This window comes from Rhodococcus sp. WWJCD1, from assembly GCF_002258735.1.
GTDB lineage: Bacteria > Actinomycetota > Actinomycetes > Mycobacteriales > Mycobacteriaceae > Rhodococcoides.
This window is the reverse complement of the sequence record NZ_NOXY01000020.1, coordinates 190,523-204,849: the sequence shown is the minus strand read 5'-3', so window position 1 is coordinate 204,849 and position 14,327 is coordinate 190,523. Positions and strand designations below refer to the sequence as shown.

16 protein-coding genes are annotated in these 14,327 nt (G+C 64.7%); 5 read left to right on the top strand and 11 right to left on the bottom strand.

Annotated features, from left to right (window positions below):
* Nucleotides 1–4 precede the first annotated feature (4 nt).
* On the top strand, nt 5–2,443 hold the full coding sequence (locus CH286_RS13225) for a serine/threonine-protein kinase (RefSeq protein ID WP_176458231.1): 2,439 nt from the start codon (nt 5–7) through the stop codon (nt 2,441–2,443).
* Here CH286_RS13225 and CH286_RS13220 read toward each other — a convergent pair.
* Together CH286_RS13220 and pta are read right to left on the bottom strand one after the other, a co-directional pair.
* On the bottom strand, nt 2,440–3,630 hold the full coding sequence (locus CH286_RS13220; protein WP_094609438.1) for an acetate kinase: 1,191 nt from the start codon (nt 3,628–3,630) through the stop codon (nt 2,440–2,442). The genes CH286_RS13225 and CH286_RS13220 overlap by 4 nt on opposite strands.
* Entirely contained in the window at nt 3,627–5,753 is a 2,127-nt protein-coding gene (gene pta / locus CH286_RS13215) for a phosphate acetyltransferase (protein WP_176458230.1), read from the bottom strand. The genes CH286_RS13220 and pta overlap by 4 nt, the downstream gene beginning before the upstream one ends.
* Before the next feature lie 94 nt (nt 5,754–5,847).
* On the opposite strand from pta, the gene CH286_RS13210 reads away from it, so the two are divergent.
* Complete coding sequence (locus tag CH286_RS13210) at nt 5,848–6,372, top strand: nitroreductase/quinone reductase family protein (protein WP_094609437.1); 525 nt, start codon at nt 5,848–5,850, stop codon at nt 6,370–6,372.
* On the opposite strand, the gene fgd is transcribed toward CH286_RS13210, so the two are convergent.
* The 4 genes from fgd to CH286_RS13195 all read right to left on the bottom strand — a co-directional run bounded on the left by fgd (nt 6,373) and on the right by CH286_RS13195 (nt 8,642).
* A complete protein-coding gene (fgd, locus tag CH286_RS13205) occupies nt 6,373–7,386 on the bottom strand; it encodes a glucose-6-phosphate dehydrogenase (coenzyme-F420) (protein ID WP_094609436.1) in 1,014 nt (337 codons plus the stop codon).
* Between the two features lie 64 nt (nt 7,387–7,450).
* Entirely contained in the window at nt 7,451–7,783 is a 333-nt protein-coding gene (locus CH286_RS13200; RefSeq protein ID WP_032380237.1) for a YidH family protein, read from the bottom strand.
* The gene (locus CH286_RS27840) at nt 7,780–7,932 is read right to left on the bottom strand and encodes a hypothetical protein (protein ID WP_176458229.1); all 153 of its coding nucleotides are present in this window, start codon (nt 7,930–7,932) and stop codon (nt 7,780–7,782) included. Before CH286_RS27840 ends, CH286_RS13200 begins: the two co-directional genes overlap by 4 nt.
* A gap of 8 nt (nt 7,933–7,940) precedes the next feature.
* On the bottom strand, nt 7,941–8,642 hold the full coding sequence (locus CH286_RS13195) for a GNAT family N-acetyltransferase (RefSeq protein WP_094609435.1): 702 nt from the start codon (nt 8,640–8,642) through the stop codon (nt 7,941–7,943).
* Between the two features lie 102 nt (nt 8,643–8,744).
* Between CH286_RS13195 and map the strand changes: the two genes are divergently transcribed.
* The gene (gene map / locus CH286_RS13190; RefSeq protein WP_032401746.1) at nt 8,745–9,512 is read left to right on the top strand and encodes a type I methionyl aminopeptidase; all 768 of its coding nucleotides are present in this window, start codon (nt 8,745–8,747) and stop codon (nt 9,510–9,512) included.
* Here map and CH286_RS13185 read toward each other — a convergent pair whose 3' ends face one another.
* On the bottom strand, nt 9,513–10,040 hold the full coding sequence (locus tag CH286_RS13185) for a GNAT family N-acetyltransferase (RefSeq protein ID WP_052058270.1): 528 nt from the start codon (nt 10,038–10,040) through the stop codon (nt 9,513–9,515).
* A 149-nt stretch (nt 10,041–10,189) separates the two neighbouring features.
* Here CH286_RS13185 and CH286_RS13180 point away from each other — a divergent pair, with 149 nt between their 5' ends.
* Entirely contained in the window at nt 10,190–10,669 is a 480-nt protein-coding gene (locus CH286_RS13180; RefSeq protein ID WP_032380229.1) for a winged helix-turn-helix domain-containing protein, read from the top strand.
* A gap of 3 nt (nt 10,670–10,672) precedes the next feature.
* Here the strand turns inward: CH286_RS13180 and CH286_RS13175 are convergent, their stop codons facing one another.
* Nucleotides 10,673–11,197: a permease gene (locus tag CH286_RS13175; RefSeq protein ID WP_094609434.1), complete on the bottom strand. Its 525-nt coding sequence runs from the start codon at nt 11,195–11,197 to the stop codon at nt 10,673–10,675.
* A 165-nt stretch (nt 11,198–11,362) separates the two neighbouring features.
* Here CH286_RS13175 and CH286_RS13170 point away from each other — a divergent pair, with 165 nt between their 5' ends.
* Entirely contained in the window at nt 11,363–11,839 is a 477-nt protein-coding gene (locus CH286_RS13170) for an OsmC family protein (protein WP_094609608.1), read from the top strand.
* Between the two features lie 45 nt (nt 11,840–11,884).
* On the opposite strand, the gene CH286_RS13165 is transcribed toward CH286_RS13170, so the two are convergent.
* Genes CH286_RS13165 through CH286_RS28215 form a run of 3 tightly spaced genes read right to left on the bottom strand, consistent with a single transcriptional unit; the run spans nt 11,885 to nt 14,239 of the window.
* The gene (locus CH286_RS13165; protein WP_094609433.1) at nt 11,885–13,231 is read right to left on the bottom strand and encodes an LLM class flavin-dependent oxidoreductase; all 1,347 of its coding nucleotides are present in this window, start codon (nt 13,229–13,231) and stop codon (nt 11,885–11,887) included.
* Nucleotides 13,232–13,245: 14 nt separating this feature from the next.
* Nucleotides 13,246–14,118: an LLM class flavin-dependent oxidoreductase gene (locus CH286_RS13160; RefSeq protein WP_094609432.1), complete on the bottom strand. Its 873-nt coding sequence runs from the start codon at nt 14,116–14,118 to the stop codon at nt 13,246–13,248.
* Nucleotides 14,111–14,239, bottom strand: a complete 129-nt coding sequence (locus CH286_RS28215) for a hypothetical protein (RefSeq protein ID WP_255182649.1) — start codon at nt 14,237–14,239, stop codon at nt 14,111–14,113. The genes CH286_RS13160 and CH286_RS28215 overlap by 8 nt, the downstream gene beginning before the upstream one ends.
* Nucleotides 14,240–14,327 lie beyond the last annotated feature (88 nt).

The window sequence follows — 14,327 nt, the reverse complement described above, 5'->3', positions numbered from 1 at the left end:
CATCATGGACGACGACGAACAGCAAACTACTGCCCCAGCGGACAAGACGCAGGCAGTCTTTCGGGCCGAGTCGGGAACCGACGGAATCGAACGCACCCAAGCAGTGTCGAGAAGCCCAGCGGTGTCACGGGCACCGATCGACGACCGGACCGCACGGACGCCGGGCCCCGTTTCCCCTGACGCCGGCTCGACCGAACGCGGAACAGCGAAATCGGCTGCAACACGGGCCGCATCCACCCGTTCCAGGACGGGTAGGTCCAGATCAGGTCGATCGCGCAGTACCGGCCTTCGACGTCGACTCGGGGGCGGGCTGGTCGACGTACCCCGGGTGGAGCCGGTCGATCCCGAAACTGCGGTGATGTCGGATCCGACGGTGCCGCAGCACAAGCGGTTCTGCTGGAAGTGCAACGCCAAGGTCGGCCGCAGCGAGCCGGGCGAGCCCGACATCGCCAAGGGCGTGTGTCCGCACTGCGGCACGACATTCGACTTCACGCCCCTGCTCGAACCGGGCGATCGAGTGGTCGGCCAGTACGACGTGCAGGGCTGTATCGCGCACGGCGGACTCGGCTGGATCTATCTCGCCATCGACCGCAACGTCAGCGACCGCTGGGTGGTACTCAAGGGACTACTGCACTTCGGCGACGAGGAGGCCCACGCGGTCGCGGTCGCCGAGCGCCAATTCTTGGCCGAGGTAGCGCATCCCGGCGTCGTCAAGATCTACAACTTCGTCGAGCAACCCCGCAGCGACGGGTCGACCGTCGGCTTCATCGTCATGGAGTACGTCGGTGGACGGTCGTTGCGCGACATCCTCGGTACGTGCGACGGCGGAAGGATGCCCGTCGAGCAGGCACTCGCCTACGTCCTGGAAGTGCTTCCGGCACTGGGCTACCTGCATTCGATCGGCCTGGTCTACAACGACCTGAAACCCGAGAACATCATGGTCTCCGACGACCAGATCAAACTCATCGACCTCGGCGCGGTCGCGGGTATCGAGGACTACGGCTACCTGTACGGCACGGTGGGCTACCAGGCACCGGAGATCGTCAGGACGGGACCGACGGTGGCGTCGGACATCTTCACGGTGGGCCGCACACTCGCGGTATTGACGCTGGACATGCCCTCGAAGAACGGTAAATATCTCGACGGCCTGCCGTCGGTCGAAGACTCCGAAGTGCTGCAGCAATTTCCGTCACTGCACCGACTGCTGCTGCGCGCAACGCACGAGAACCCCGCTCGACGGTTTCGATCAGCGGACGAATTCGCCGGGCAGGCGACCGGGGTGCTACGCGAGATTCTGGCCATCCGAACGGGCGTCGAGCGCCCCGGCCTGTCCACGGTGTTCAGCCCGCCCCGTACCACCTTCGGAACCGAGCAGTCGGTGGGCCGGACCGACACCTACGTGGACGGTACGGTACGCCACGAACGCATGACCGCAGCCGAAGTTGTTGCGGCGCTCCCCGTTCCACTGGTGGACCCCAACGATCCGAGCGCGCCCTTACTCGCGGCGGCCGTACACGTCGAACCTCGCCAGACCCTGGACTCGCTGCAGCACGCCAAACGCAACGGCATCGAACGCATCACTGCAGGCGCGGACAAGCCCAAGGACTCCACGACTTCCTCGTCTCCTGTCGACCTGGGGGTCGAGATCACCCTCGCCGAGGTCAAAGCCAATCTGGATCTGGGGAACGTCGTCGAGGCCACCGAGATTCTCGCCAAGGTGCAGTCCGAGGACGACGCCGCCGATCCGTGGCGGGTGCAGTGGTACGCAGGCCTGATCGCGCTGCTGCATCACGAATACGATTCTGCGTTCACGAGTTTCGACAACGTGCTCGGAGCGATGCCCGGAGAGCTGGCCCCCAAGCTCGCTCTCGGTGCCACCTCGGAATTGCTCGGCCATGTCGCCGCGGGCAAAGCCGACGAAGCCGAGAAGTGGCGAGCCCGAGCCGAGGGCCTCTACCGAGCTGTGTGGCGTACCAACCGCGGCATCGTGAGCTCGGCGTTCGGCTTGGCCCGACAGTTGCAGCGGCGCGGTGATCAGACCGGGGCCATCGCCGCTCTCGACCAGGTACCGATCAGTTCACGGCACTACTCTATGGCGCGCATGACCAGTGTGCTGACGCTGCTGATGGACCGCTCGCGAGCCGAACTGTCCGAAGCCGACTTCCGTTCCGCCGCACGCCGAGTTGCGTTGCTACCCAAGGCGGAGAGCCGGGCACTACAGATGCGGACGCTGGTGCTCGCGATGGCCCTGGACTGGATCGTCTCCGGCCACGCCGCCACGGCCGAACGGGAGCCGATTCTCAGCGTCCCGTTCACCGAGGACGGATTGCGGCGTGGCACCGAGAAGGGGCTGCGCGCGCTGGCCCGCAACGCCACCGATCGCGCGCATCGCTTCTCACTGGTGGACCTGGCGAACGCTATCCGGCCACGTTCACTGTTCTAGTCGCCGTCACGAACCAGATCGTCCGTCGCCCGAGCGATCGCCAGTTCCTCGTTGGTCGGCACCACCAACACGGTCACGGTCGACGAATCGGTCGAGATGACGCGAGCCTGCTTGCTGCGCACCGCATTACGCTCCGGGTCGATCTCGATGCCGAATCCCTCGAGGTTCGCCAGGGCGTCGGCACGCACGGCGGCCGCGTTCTCGCCGACACCGGCGGTGAACGTGACGACGTCGAGCCGGCCGAGTCCGAGCATGTACGCGCCGATGTATTTGCGCAGGCGATGGATGTAGACGTCGTACGCCAGCCGCGCGGAGGCGTCGCCGTCGTCGATCCGTTGTTGCAGTTGCCTGAAGTCGTTGACCCCGGACAGTCCGATCAGTCCGGATCGCCGGTTCAGCAAGGCATCGATGTCGTCGACGCTCATGCCTGCGCTGCGGCGCAGATGCATGATGACGCCGGGGTCGATGTCGCCGCTGCGAGTCCCCATGACCAGTCCTTCGAGCGGGGTCAGGCCCATCGAGGTGTCGACTGCCTTGCCACCGGAGACCGCGGAGGCCGAGGCTCCATTGCCCAGATGCAGGACGATCTGGTTCAGTTCTGCGAGATCGCGTCCCAAGAACTGCGCCACCTGGTCCGAGACGTAGTGGTGCGAGGTGCCGTGAAAGCCGTAGCGCCTGATGTCGTGCTCGGCGGCGACGCTCGCGTCGATGGCGTAGGTAGCGGCCGCGTCGGGCAGTGAATGAAAGAAGGCCGTGTCGAACACCGCCACATGCGGGACGTTCGGCAGCTGCTTCCTGGCGACCTCGATGCCGAGTACGTTCGGCGGATTGTGCAGCGGTGCAAGGCTACTGAGATCGGATATCTGCTGCACGACGGCGTCGTCGATGATCGTCGGACGGTAGAACACCGTACCGCCGTGGACGACGCGGTGCCCGACGGCGGTGACGTCGGAGCCCAATTGGATCCCGGCGTCGGCGAGCATCTCGAACGCCAGTGCCAGACCGGCACCGTGATCCTCGACGTGCTGGGTACGCTCGACGCTCTCGCCACGATGGTCGAGTTCGACGCGGCCGTCGGATTCACCGATGCGCTCGACGAGCCCGCTGGCCACGGACTCGCCGGTGCCAGGGTCGACCAATTGGAACTTGACCGACGACGACCCGGAGTTGACGACGAGGATGCTCACGATTCGCTGTTCTCCTTGGCTGCGTCGGCAATGCCCTGTGCCTGAATAGCCGTGATGGCAACGGTATTGACGATGTCCTCGACGAGTGCGCCGCGGGACAGATCGTTGACGGGTTTGCGCAGGCCCTGCAGAACCGGTCCGACGGCAACGGCACCGGCGCTGCGCTGGACGGCCTTGTAGGTGTTGTTACCGGTGTTGAGATCCGGGAAGATGAACACCGTCGCGCGGCCGGCCACCTCGGAGTCGGGCAGCTTCGACGCGGCGACGGACGGCTCGATCGCCGCGTCGTACTGGATCGGGCCTTCCACGAGTAGTTCCGGATTTCGTTCGCGCACAATCGCAGTGGCCTGTCGAACCTTGTCCACATCGGCGCCGGAACCGGATTCTCCGGTGGAGTAGGAGAGCATCGCCACCCGCGGCTCGATGCCGAACTGGGCCGCCGTCTGCGCCGAGGACACGGCGATGTCGGCGAGCTGCTCGGCTGTCGGGTCCGGTACGACGGCGCAGTCACCGTAGGCGAGTACGCGATCGGACAGGCACATCAGGAAGATCGACGACACCGTCGACACTCCCTCGGTGGTCTTGATGATCTCGAAGGACGGCTTGATGGTGTGCGCGGTGGTGTGCGCCGCGCCCGAGACCATGCCGTCGGCGATTCCCTTGTGCACCATCATCGTTCCGAAGTACGAGATGTCGGCCATGATCTCGCGGGCTCGCTCGATCGTCATGCCCTTGTGCTTGCGCAGTTCGGTGTATTCGGCCGCGAAGTCCTCGGTGTACTCGCAGTTGTTGGGATCGAGCACAGTGGCTTTGTCGAGGTCGACACCCAGTTCCGACGCACGTCGCCGAACAGGACCCTCCTCGCCGAGGATCGTGAGGTCCGCAACCTGACGCTGCAGCAGTCGGCCGGCAGCCCGAAGGATGCGATCGTCGCCGCCCTCGGGCAGGACGATGTGCTTGCGGTCGGCGCGGGCCCGGTGGATCAGCTGGTACTCGAACATCTGCGGAGTCGTGATGGTGGGGATGGCGATGTCGAGCCGTCCCAGAAGGGTTTTCGCGTCCACTCGCTGTTCCATCAACCCCAGTGCGGTGTCGACCTTGCGCTGCGATCCCACCGCGACGCGGCCCCGGGTCTGCGCCGCGGCAGAGGCGGTGTCGAAGGTGCCGAGATCGGTGGTGAGGATCGGCAGCCGTGGGCCGAGTCCCGCCACCAGACGTGCGATGGCCGGATGGGGCTCGATGCCACCGTTCATGATGATGCCGGCCAGCGACGGAAAGCCCTCGGCCTCATGGGCATTGACCAGTGCGAGCAGTACGTCCGATCGGTCCGCAGGCGCGATGACGACCACACCTTCGGTAAGGCGTTCGAGGATGTGCTCGGCTGTCATGCCACCGACCATGACCCGCAACGCTTCTCGCTGCAGCAGCGACGAGTCACCACTGTAGAGGGTGCCGTCGACGGCGTCGAGCAGCTCGGCCATGGTCGGGGCCACGAGGAGGGGGATCTCCGGCAAGCTCCACGCAGGCACCCCGACCGACGCCAACGCATCGGTGACCGCATCGAGATCGTCGGGGGCACAGCGGTTTGCCACGATGGCGGCCAGATGAGCGTGATGTTGGCGTAGTTCGGCCTGGCACAGAGCAGCCAACTGCGCGATCTCGTCGGGTGCGCGATCCGATCCACGCAGTGCGAGCAGCACCGGGGCACCGAGATTGACGGCGATCCGGGCGTTGAAGCCGAGCTCACTCGGGCTGCCGACATCGGTGTAGTCGCTTCCCACGATCACCACGGCGTCGCACTGAGCAGCAACCTCGTGATAGCGATTGACGATCTCGCTGAGCGCGGCATCCTGGTCGGTGTGCACCTGCTCGTACGTGACGCCGAGCGACTGTTCGTACGTCAGATCTGCGGTGGTGTGCTCGACGAGAAGTTCCAGAATGTAATCGGGCTCGTCCGTGGAGCGCGCGATGGGCCGAAACACACCGACCCGGGCAGCCGTCGCGGCGAGCATCTGCAGCACACCCAACGCAATGGTGGACTTGCCGGAGTCGCCTTCCGGTGACGCGATGTAGATGCTCGAGGGATACATGTCCGACGCGTCGGTGCCGCTGGGCTCAGCCATGCCCGCCAGCTTAGTGCGGGTCGTTCCGCAGGCTCCACTCCTGCCCAGTGGGTGGGGTGTTGACACCGGGCGCGGTCGGGCTGTCCTATGAACCATGGCCGATTCACCGTTCCCGGACGTGCGCTGGGGCAGCGAGACCTCGTTCATCCGCAAGCCCGCCGTCAAGTTCGCGTCGACCAAGCCCGGCTCGTGGGTGATCAGGAACCTCGCGGGCGTCGACCGCTGGTTGTTGACCAAATCCGACGGCCGGTTCACCGTCCTCGGCCCTATCGCGGCACCGGTGGTGTTGCTGACCACCACCGGCCGCAAATCCGGCAAGCCGAGGACGAGCCCGCTGCTCTACTACCGCGAGGGCGACAAGATCTTCGTCGTGGGCTCCAATTTCGGTCAGCAACATCACCCGGCGTGGACGTCCAACCTCCTCGCCGATCCGAAGGCCGTGGTGGCCATCGGCGGCAAGAAGATTCCGGTGACGGCCACCCGCATCACCGGCGACGAGAAGGCCCGCATCTACCGGCAGTTCGACGCGATGGTCGAGGTGTACGGCGAGTACGAAACCAGGACCGACCGCGACATGCGATTGTTCGCACTCGCGGCCGATCTCGGTGGTTCGTCGTAACTAACCGAGCTTCCGCAGGCGCGGCGCGAGGTCCTTCTCGAAGAGTTCGAGGAACCGTTTCTGATCGTGACCCGGCGCGTGGAACACCAGGTGGTTCAGGCCGGCGTCGGTGTACTGCTTGACCTTCTCCACTGCCTCGTCCGGATCCGATGCCACGATCCAGCGCTTGGCGACCTGCTCGATCGGCAGCTCGTCTGCGGCCTTCTCCATCTCGATCGGATCGTCGATCGAATGCTTCTGCTCGGGCGTCAGCGACAGAGGGGCCCAGAAGCGGCAATTCTCCAGTGCCAGTTCGGGATCGGTGTCGTAGCTGATCTTGATCTCGATCATCTTGTCGATCTCACCGGCGTCGCGCTCGGCCTTACTTGCGCCCTCTTCCACAGCCGGAAGCAGCTTGTCGGTGTAGAGCTCCATGCCCTTGCCCGAGGTGCAGATGAAACCATCGCCCGCGCGTCCTGCATACCGCGCCACGACGGGTCCGCCGGCCGCGATGTACACCGGGATGCCGCCCTCGGGGACGTCGTAGATCGACGCACCCTTGGTGGTGTAGTACTCGCCCTCGAAATCGACACGGTCACCGAGCCACAGCTCGCGCATCAAGCGCACGGACTCACGCAGGCGCGCGAATCGTTCCTTGAACTCCGGCCATTCGCCGGTGAATCCGGTAGCGATCTCGTTGAGCGCCTCGCCGGTACCGACACCCAGCATGATGCGTCCCGGGTACAGGCAGCCCATCGTCGCGAACGCCTGGGCGATGACCGACGGGTTGTAGCGGAACGTCGGGGTGAGCACCGAGGTACCGAGCTGGATCGTGTTCGTCCGCTCACCGACGGCAGTCATCCACGCGAGCGAGAACGGCGCATGCCCGCCCTCGTGCCGCCACGGCTGGAAATGGTCGCTGACCGTCGCGGAGTCCATTCCGTGCTGCTCGGCGAGAACACCGAGCTCGACCAACTCACGCGGCCCGAACTGCTCCGCCGATGCCTTGTAACCGAGTTTGAGACCCTGCGCCACGCCGAACTCCTGTCGTTGGTCGTCCTAGTTCTTCGATTGTGCACCCGCGGTGGTCGGCTGAGTACTACTGGATCCCCAGAACGGTGACCACTGCAGCCATGACCGCGACAATTGCTATTCCGACCGCGAAGATCCACAGGTCCCGGGACTCCGGCATCGGTGCACCGCGTTCCAGGGCAGCGCGCACCCGCATCCACCGCCGCAGGCCGATGATCGGTGCCGCGGCGGCGAGTCCGATCAGAATCAGACCGAGTGCCGTCCGCACCCATCCCGTACTGAAATCGGGAACGAGGTGAACGATCGCAATTCCGCCGGCCAGGAGCCCGAGCGACGTCCGCAGCCACGCGAGAAAAGTGCGTTCGCTGGCGAGCGTGAACCGCTCGTCGGGGCGCGTCACTGACGTGCGGCCATGCGCTCGCGAATCAGATGGGCAACCAGTTCAGGATCGTCGGGGGTGAAAACCGGCGAGATGCGGCGGATAGTCAGCACCACTGCAGTGTCCTTCTTGGGACGCATCACGTCCAGCGGAAGCCACCGACCGACCATCGCACTCGTCAGTCGACGTGCTCCGCGTTCGGTGCGGGCGTTCTCACCAACGTCAGGTGGGAGGTGCGACGCAACTCGAATCCGATGGACAGGTACAGGTCGATGGCGCGCACGTTCGCGGCCGATGCATGCAGGAACGGCTCCTCTCCGCGGGCGCGGATACCGTGACCGACCGCTCGCACCAGGTCCGTCGCCAGACCCTGCCCTCGGAATGCCGGGTCGGTGCACACCGCGCTGATTTCCGTCCACCCCGGAGGGTGCATGCGCTCACCGGCCATCGCGATCAGCGCACCGTCGCGTCGGACTCCGAGGTACGTGCCGAGCTCGATGGTCCGGGGCAGGAACGGCCCGGGCTCGGTGCGGCGAACCAATTCGAGCATCTCGGGGACGTCTGCTGCCGTGAGCTCGACGGCGTCAGCGAATGGCCTCGTCTCGAGGTGCGTGCCCACGAGTTGCACCAAACCGAAGGTCTCCACATGCGACCACCCCTCGGGCAGTGCGCGTTCCGGTCCGTTCAGCGCCACCACCGTTCGCGGTCCGAACAAGGCCGCGATGTCGTCCCAGTCCTGCGGATCGAGAACGTCAGGATGCACCAGGAACGGAGACACTTCGGGATCCGCCCGCACGACCCGTCCGCGCCGGACCGCAAAGCGCGAGAGTGCGCCGTCGAGGGAATTGCGGACGGGGTCGTCGAGAGGATGAGCAGACACAGCAAATAGAGTCGCACGAACGGTCGACGGTCAACGCACCGTCAATATCGACACCAATACTTATACCGGTATAGTTATTCGTCACACGACGAAAGGCATCACATGATCGAGATTCTCCCACCCAGCAAGATCCCCCTCGCACGCAAATCCGGCGCTCTGGTCGCCGAAATCCTCGAGACCGTCCGCGAGCGTGCCACCGTCGGCACCAACCTGCTCGAGATCGACGAGTGGACCAAAGACATCATCCTCGGAGCCGGGGCAACGTCCTGCTACGTCGACTACGCGCCGTCCTTCGGTCGCGGCCCGTTCGGTCACTACATCTGCACCTCCGTCAATGATGCTGTGCTGCATGGCCTTCCACACGACTACGCATTGACTGACGGCGATCTGCTGACTCTCGATCTCGCTGTGGTCCTCGACGGCGTCGCAGCGGACTCTGCCATCAGCTTCGCAATCGGCGAGCCCCGAAAAGAAGACACCGCCATGATCGACGCCACCGAACGGGCTCTGGCTGCGGGGATCGCAGCGGCACGTCCGGGAAACAAGATCGGTGACATCTCGCATGCCATCGGCACCGTCCTCGGCGAGGCGGGCTACCCGATCAACATGCAGTTCGGCGGTCACGGCATCGGGTCCACCATGCATCAGGACCCACATGTGTCGAACAACGGGCGGCCGGGCCGCGGCTACGGACTTCGTCCCGGCCTGATGTTGGCACTCGAGCCGTGGATCATGGAAGACACCGACGAGCTCGTCACCGACGACGACGGCTGGACCCTGCGCAGTACGACGGGATGCCGTACCGCGCACAGCGAGCACACGGTGGTCATCACCGACGACGGTGCCGAAATCATGACCTTGCGGGCCTGACTACAGGCGCTTCTCGAAGGTGTTCGAGAACGGCAGGACCTCGTAGGGAGGAAACACCGGGATTCGGGTGTAACCGCTCTTCTCGTACAGTCGAACCGCGTCGGGCTGACGGTCTCCCGTCTGCAATATCAGCCGCGGCAGCCCTTGGTCGCGGGCGGCATTCTCCGACGCCTCCAGCAGGGCAGCCGATACACCCGTGCCGCGATGGTCGGGGTGCACGAACATGCGCTTGAGCTCGAGGTCCGCCCCGTTCCAACGCAGCGCTGCATGCCCGACGGCATGCTCATCCCCCTCCGCTTCACGGCGATACACGACGAACGTCCGGTGCACAGTGCTCTCGTCGACGGCGTTGGCCTGGGTCTTCGACATCAGAGCGGCCCGGTCTGCGTAGCGGGGACCCACCTCGGCGGCCATCGCCGCGCGCAGGGTTTCGGCGTCGGGGTGATCCCAGTCGACGGCTCGGGTGAACAGGGCGGCGCGGGATCGGCATACATCGGTCACGCCCGATCGCAACACGTCGACGGTCATGGGGTCAACAATTGCGATCACGGTGAGCGCATCTCTGGCGCACGAGCCCGCCGTCGATCACTCTGTGACGGTGAACAAGAACTGTCGCTGCCCACGCTGACCAACTGCCCGGTATCCGCAGCACACCCTTGTCTCAGGAGCTCTCCAGCATGACCACCGAAGCCACCGTCGTTGTCCACATCTCCGATTCCGGCACATCGTCCCTGCAGGGATTGACCCGACCGCAGTTGCACGCACTCGCCGACGCGCTTCGCAGTGCCGCCAAAAGCTATGCGCCGCATGCGAAGATCCTGACGCGATTCGATGTTCGGGTCAACGATCTGAACGCTCCCCTGGTCATCGACATCCCTGCCCGAGACGTGATCCTCGGCGGAAAGAGCATTCGACTCAGTCACACCGAGTTCGAGATCTTCGCGTATCTGGCTCAGCATCCACGCGTCGTCGTTGCGAGATCCGAGCTCAACACATCCGACGGCGGACGCAGCGTCGACGTCCACCTGTCGAGGGTGCGCACCAAACTAGGCCAATTCGGTCGACTGATCACCACGGTCAGAGGAACCGGGTACCGCTTCGACCCGGAACCGGGAATCCGCGTCGTCACCCAACCGACGGTATTGCGTAGCGCCTGAACGTTACTGCGACAGAGCAGTAGTTCTGCGTCGGCGGTTTCGCCGGACCACCACGAACACGAGCAGAGCAACCAGAACCACGGCGATCACTGCACCGAGTGCCGTTGCGCCGCGGAAACCCGGCGCGCTGGTGTCGAGGGTGCGTTCACCGGCATGGGCGGCATTGCTGGTACCGAGGACGATGGTGAGGGTCAACAGGTTCGGAATCGCAGTGACGACGGCGAGGATCACCGAGCCGATAGCCAATTGCTTGCCCGCCCTACCCTTGCGGACCGTCCAGGCGCTCCAGAAGAACACCAGCGGCGCGAACGTGCAGACGATGCCGAACAACAGGCCCCACAGAATGCCCTTGGTGAACGTACGGTCGGCCAGTTCTTCGACCCGAAGACTCCACCAGCGCGGAAGAAACGCCGCCAGGATGAAGTACGCGATCAACAACAGGACGATGCCGGCTCCGACGAGGATGCCCCGCCTCTTCCAGTTCGCCGAGCTGGTCGACGGTGCGGGCGTGGTCGGATCGGCAGTCATGAGGACATCGTAGATCGTGCAGAGCAGTACCCCACTCGAGTCGAGACCTGATCGTTAGCTTCCATCGTCGACGCGCGTCCCGTACAGCCCGTGCTCGTGCCGAGTTCGAATCACTGTGAGCCGAACCATTCCGCTTCGGTCGTCGGAGGGCCATCGTCGGAATTCATGACAACCAGCACTATTCGAACGTCCGTCGTTCCCTTCGTTCTCAACGCCAGCGGTACCGGGGTCGCCCAGCACCTTGTCGCAGACGGCGATGCAGGCCACCAATTCGACACCGATGCCTATCCTGCATTCGGCGGTAAGGACGAGGCACCCAGCCCGTTGTTCTACGCGCTCGGTGCGTTGACCTCGTGCAACCAGGTAACGGCCGCCCTCGTCGCCAAAGACATGGGAATCACGCTCGGCGAGTTCACGTTTCGCATCCAAGGCGACCTCGACACCGCAGTGCTCGTGAACGGTGACGAAGGAAATGCGAACTTCGACGCCGTGACAGTCGAGGCGACGGTACAGACCGACGCCGACCAGGAGACCTTCGACAAGTTCGTCTCCGAGGTCGCTCGCCGTTGCCCGGTGACCCAGCTCTTCGTGCGCAGTGGCCTGGAGTTCGTGAACGAATGGTCGCGCGCAGAGTTGAGCTGACCGAGCTCGTCCCTCGACCCGACTCGTAGGGCGCTCCGAAGCGCCCTACGAGGCCTGCTCCCGCTCCGACGCGGTCTGCTCGTCGAGACCGAGGTGCCCGCGCAGCGTGGTGCTCGTGTACTCGGTTCGATACACCCCGCGCTCTTGTAGGGCAGGGACCAGTTTGTCCACGAGGTCGTCGATGGCATCAGCCAAGTGATAGGGGTTGATGTTGAATCCGTCGACCACCCGGTGCCGCACCAGATCGGCCCATCGATCAGCCAAAGCCGCAGGCGTGCCGGAATGGAACCGAGACGCAGGCGAGATCTCGAGTACCAGTTCGCGGATCGACAGGCCCTTCTCCTCGGACAACGCGCGCCACTGGGCAATCTGATCGAGCTTGCCGGTCCGCGCGTCGACCGCGAGGGTGCCACGGGACGGATCGAGCTCGTCCTCTACCGGTTCGATGTCGGGCAGCGGACCTTCCGGGTCGTAGCTCGAGAGATCCTTACCCCAATAGTGCTCGAGGAACGCGATGGCGCGAACTCCGTTGTAGGCGTTGGACCGTAGCCAGCGAACCTTCTCTTCCGCCTCCGCCTCGGTGTCACCGAGTACCACGGTGACACCCGGCAGAATCTTGACCGCATCGGCGGCGCGACCGTACGCAGCCGTTCGCGCGCGGAGATCTCGCGCGTACGCCACCGCCGCGTCGTAGGCGTTGTTGGCAGAGAATACGACGTCGGCATGCCTCGCTGCCAGATCGCGTCCACCCGAAGAATCCCCGGCCTGAAAGAGCACGGGCCTGGCCTGCGAACTGGACCGAACATTGGGTGTTGCACGGGCTTTCAGCAGATCGGTATCGGCGTCGATTTCCGAACCCGCCCAATACTGTTTCGCCAGTTCGACTACCTGGGTTGCCCGCTCGTAGCGTCGTTCGTGGTCCAGCCAACCTCCGCGACGGAAATTCTCACCCGTCCATGCGTTGTCGGTCGTGACGATGTTCCATCCGGCGCGCCCGTCGGACAGGACGTCGAGGCTCGCCAACCGCCGCGCGAGCTCGACGGGGATGCTGTAGGTGGTGTTCTGCGTGGCGACCAGTCCGATGCGCTCGGTCACCGACGCCAACGCAGCGAGCTGTGTGATCGCGTCCGGCCTGCCGGCGATGTCGGTGGAGAGGATCGCACCGCGGTTCTCCCGAACCCGCTGACCGTCGCCGAGGAAGAATGCATCGAACAGACCGCGTTCGAGCTTGGTTGCCACCTCGACGAAGGTGTCCGTCGCAACCTGATCGGGTGCCTTCGGATCCTCCCAGACCGTCTGGGCACCGATTCCCGGATAGAACACGCCCAGATGGATCTGTGCATTCGGGTCGAACGGTGCGCCGGTGTCCGGGTGCTGGTCGTTGGTGCTCACGATGATTCTTCTCCCTATTTCCGAGCCGAAGCGGCGTAGCGGCTGACCGGACGCACCAGTCCCAAATTCTCGCGCAGCGAGAGTCCAGGGGTCGGCCTGCGAAGCAGATGCGCCGGGACGGCAAGGTCTTTCACGGCGTCAGTCCCGAGATGTAACCGGATGCCGTCGACCACGCCGGCCAGCGATTGGGCGTCGGACAGATCGTCGATGTCGGCGAACACCAGGGCTGCTCCATCGGCGCGCGCCGCTGCCGCCCGATCCGCGACATCGTCGCCGCGCACCAACGCCACATCCAGCAGATCGGTGACGCCCAGATCTACATCTCCGATGACGACCACCTGACCCTGCGGCGAACGTGGAGTGATCAAGGGCCCGACGACATCGAAGAACTCGCCCTCGAACCGCACGTGATGCACCTTGGCTGGGTCGAGATATCGACCGGTCGCCGCGTCACGGATAACCGCGTCGTCCTCCCACGAATCCCACAGCCGCCGAGACACGTCGATGACGTCACGGATCTCAGCGGTCACGCTCGACCGCACCTCCGATCCCACTGCTGCATGAGCGGCCGGCGAATTGTCTGCGCCGATCACCCAGGCTCCTCGGCCGTGGGATGCATGGTCGAGACTGGCGAGTTGTGTTGCGAGAAAGAACGGTTCGGTCGTCACGGTGTGGACGGTGGGAGCCAGCCCGATGGTCGATGTGGTCGAGGCGACGAACGCAGCGCGCGTGCCTGCATCGAGTCGATTCCGGGCCGAGACCAGAGAATCACCGAAGGTGACGACTGTGAAACCTGCGCGTTCGGCGTCCGCGACGTCGCTGCGAAGTCGCTCGGGTGACTCGTCGTAGCCGTCGAGTTCGAGGGCAAAGTACAAGGTGTCAGCCATTGTCGACCACGATCGCACCTGCCACCGTGCCGAATTCGACCCTCGATGGCGCGCATCGCACATCCATCAACGTGGCCTCGCCCGCCACGGCTTCGCTGAGGCTGATCAACTCCGAACTCATCGTGATCCTGCTTTCTCCGGGGCATGCATCGATACCTGCGCAACAGCCCACGTTGCCGCAGATGCGCTCGAGAATGAAGGGTTCGAAT